A 3,231-nucleotide genomic window follows, 5' to 3' on the forward strand; every position below is an offset into this window, starting at 1 on the left:
CCAACGGTTTAGCAACATGCGAAAAGTTTAGCTGCTAGGATTGCCCGATCGAATTGTCATCTCAATCGAACCTACAACCTGAATGCTGACTGTTGGCTCGTAAAAATAGCCATTACAATAGTTGAAAACTAAAAAAGTGGATCGATGCTCACGATCGATCCACTTCAAAATCTAAATTAAGCTGGCATTGAATAAATTGCAAAAAATGCCATTATTAACCTGCAATTAAATTACAGGTTCCCACTAACAGAATTATCTAAATTTTTGGTGCGGCTCAGATCTGCTCCCTCAAAAATCGCATTATAAAACAATCCAGCCGCGATCGCGCCTAAAATTGGTGCCACCCAAAATAGCCACAATTGTCCGATTAAACCCGTATTTCCAAATATCCCCACAACTAGAGCTGGCCCTGTGCTTCTAGCTGGATTTACAGATGTATTGGTGATCGGAATACTAATTAGATGAATTAACGCTAGCATCAATCCAATCGCAACAGGGGCAAAACCTTGCGGTGCGCGACGATCTGTAATCCCCAATATCACCATTAAAAACATGAATGTCATGACTACTTCAGTGATAAAACAAGATAACAAGGAATACCGCTGCGGTGAATGAATCTCAAAACCGTTAGTTGCCAATGGGCCACTACCTGAAAGTGTAAAACCATTATATTTACCCGATGCAATCAGGTAAATAACAAATGCTGCGACGATCGCGCCACCAACTTGAGCGATAATGTATGGCAATAATTCTGATGCTGGAAATCGCTTACCCGCCCATAGTCCAAATGATACGGCAGGATTGAGATGGCAGCCAGAGATATGTCCGATCGCATATGCCATAGTTAATACTGTCAAGCCAAAGGCAAAAGAAACTCCCAAAGTACCGATACCTAAAGACGCCGTTGCGGCTGCGCTAACAGTGGATGCACCTTGAGTACTGACATCAGTGTAAGCGGCGGCAAATACGGCACTGCCACACCCACCTAGCACTAGCCAGAAGGTACCTATAAATTCGGCAATACAACGTTTGGTTAGTGGGATAGTCATTGTGTTAATTCAAAATTAGCTCGACAATTGTTGTCATTGTCGTTGCTACACCTATTTTCGATCCTCACTTCGTAACATATAGTAATGCTTTCAATTGTAGTTTTTGTCTTGGCAACAAGAGCATCTCGAATCCAAATCTACGGATAGCTGTTCGCAGGCGTTGCTAGATCGAAGTATGAAATTGATAGTGATGGGGTTGGGAGTTGCCGCTTGCGCACGCCTTTGTTTCCCGACGGTATAGCGAGACAAGACAGGGAGGAATCAGTTTGTACAGAAAAGATCCAAAGTCATACCCTAATCCAGCAACGCCCTGTTCGCATACAGCTAAAAATAACAGCACAGAGCGATCGACTCGTTCTGTGCTGTTAATATAATTGTCTGGAGCCTGAGCTGCTGGCTTAGGCTCGATCGCAAATAATTTCGGTTACGATACTAAATCCACAGCTTCAATTTTACTAGCTGCGGTTTTCTTGACAGTACCGCCGAGTGTGGCTAGATCTGCTAGTGCCAAAGTCTGAATCCGCGACTGTTGCAGTGTCGCTTCGCGCTCGGCAACTGTATTGTAGCCCCATTCAGCTAAATATAGCTTGACCGATTCGAGTTCTGGCTGAGTGGCAATTTTAGCCAGCGTCGGCAGCCGATCTTCGACAAACCAGACAGTCGGCGATTTTTTGGCACCGCGATCGAGGATTAGCTTGAGGCTGTCTGTTTTACTACGTTTGAGTTCTTTGCCCCAGACAAACTCACTCGCTAGCTCGACGCCCTGTTCGTGCAGCAATTGAGTGACAAACCGACTTTCCTTGGTGGTGATAATTATCGGCTGAATCTTGCGATTGGGAAGATCTTTGAGCATATCTACCACACCTGGATAAAACTGGTGCAGTCCCAGCCAACTCGCGGAATCCTGTTGAATCCAGCTATCGCGAACCGAATCTAGCTGCTGACTGACTTTGACCCCGCTAAGCCGACTATCTGCTAAGATGCGATCGCGGATCCGCTGCCAAGAACTTTGCATTCTCTCGGTAGAAATGCCTAAACTCAGTGCCCGAATTAGTACGGGCATTTCCCAGCCGACTTCGATAAGCGGACGCAATTCTCGAAACTTTTCGGCAACACCTGGCGACGGCTCCAATCGGTCTAACTGCCACACCTGCGTGTAGGTTCGCCATGCCGTCTGCCAATACTCTGCCATTCCATCGCAGATTACCCCATCGAAATCAAGGGCGAGAATTCGCGCAGCATTCATACCTTTGTTTTCCTTTGACTAACGTAACCAAGCTTCAGATCCTTAAAAGAGATTAGACTCCGAATCTGTTTCGACAATAAGGGTGGATTTAACTGGGGTGCAAGGATTCGAACCTCGGAATGTCTGGACCAAAACCAGATGCCTTACCACTTGGCGACACCCCATTGCAATAACACTATTTAATATAGCACAGCTAGCTGGGTAAGTGTCAAGCATTGCTGTGGGAATTTTTTGAGCATGGCGATTATGCTTTGCATACGTTACACGAACGAGTCGCTATCCCAAAGAGGTAAAGCCGCTCATTGGTAATGGCTCGAACATCATCCTTATGGTAGTTACTAGTTGAGTTAAGTTTGTGATTAGGTATAGAAGAGGGTTAGTCTACTTATTTTAGCAAACCGTCAGTAGGGCGATCGTGCGGTATTAAATCAGACATTCTCTCCGTAAAATTGGCACTAGTATCGAGTGGTACAAACATTGTCAATGAATATCAACCAGACCAAATATTTGTCATTTAAGCTACATTGCTTGGCAAATCTCAACGATAGATCCCAACATTAGTGAGAGATTTTTTTCGTCAAATGAATTATAAAGATTTTGTTAAGATAATCGGAATAGTCAAAATCAAGTGTTTAAAATATAGGAATGTTTACAAACAAATGTAAAACTAAATACTCCAGTCAAGCAGGTCAAGACTGTTGACAGGCAACGTTTTCAAAGTATCAACGCAAGCTTATTTAAGATATTTTTCATGAATTACTAGCGAGCGACAGTTCGGTTTGACTGCTGAAACGACGACACTTAATCGTGCTAAACCAAGCGGATTTTGTATAGCCGATCGCTAGTGACATCATATGTTCCAGGAGAATTATAATGAAAATTGCTCAAATTGCACCTTTGTGGGAACGAGTCCCCCCACCAGCATACGGTGGGATA

General features: G+C 44.1%; 2 protein-coding genes and 1 tRNA gene. All 3 read right to left on the reverse strand.

Annotation, left to right across the window (positions count from 1 at the left end; all coding sequences use genetic code 11):
- Positions 1-230 precede the first annotated feature (230 nt).
- Complete coding sequence (gene aqpZ, locus RMO35_RS03815; RefSeq protein WP_396135596.1) at positions 231-1,043, reverse strand: aquaporin Z; 813 nt, start codon at positions 1,041-1,043, stop codon at positions 231-233.
- A gap of 430 nt (positions 1,044-1,473) precedes the next feature.
- Positions 1,474-2,295: an HAD family hydrolase gene (locus RMO35_RS03820; RefSeq protein WP_309738674.1), complete on the reverse strand. Its 822-nt coding sequence runs from the start codon at positions 2,293-2,295 to the stop codon at positions 1,474-1,476.
- Positions 2,296-2,387: 92 nt separating this feature from the next.
- Positions 2,388-2,459: transfer RNA gene (locus tag RMO35_RS03825), tRNA-Gln, on the reverse strand.
- Between the last annotated feature and the right edge of the window lie 772 nt (positions 2,460-3,231).

Source organism: Chamaesiphon sp. OTE_20_metabat_361, assembly GCF_031364565.1.

What these genes read in the sequence shown, in the direction of transcription:
- RMO35_RS03820 (WP_309738674.1), bottom strand. Translation starts at nt 2,295, where the DNA reads ATGAATGCTGCGCGAATTCTCGCCCTTGATTTCGATGGGGTAATCTGC.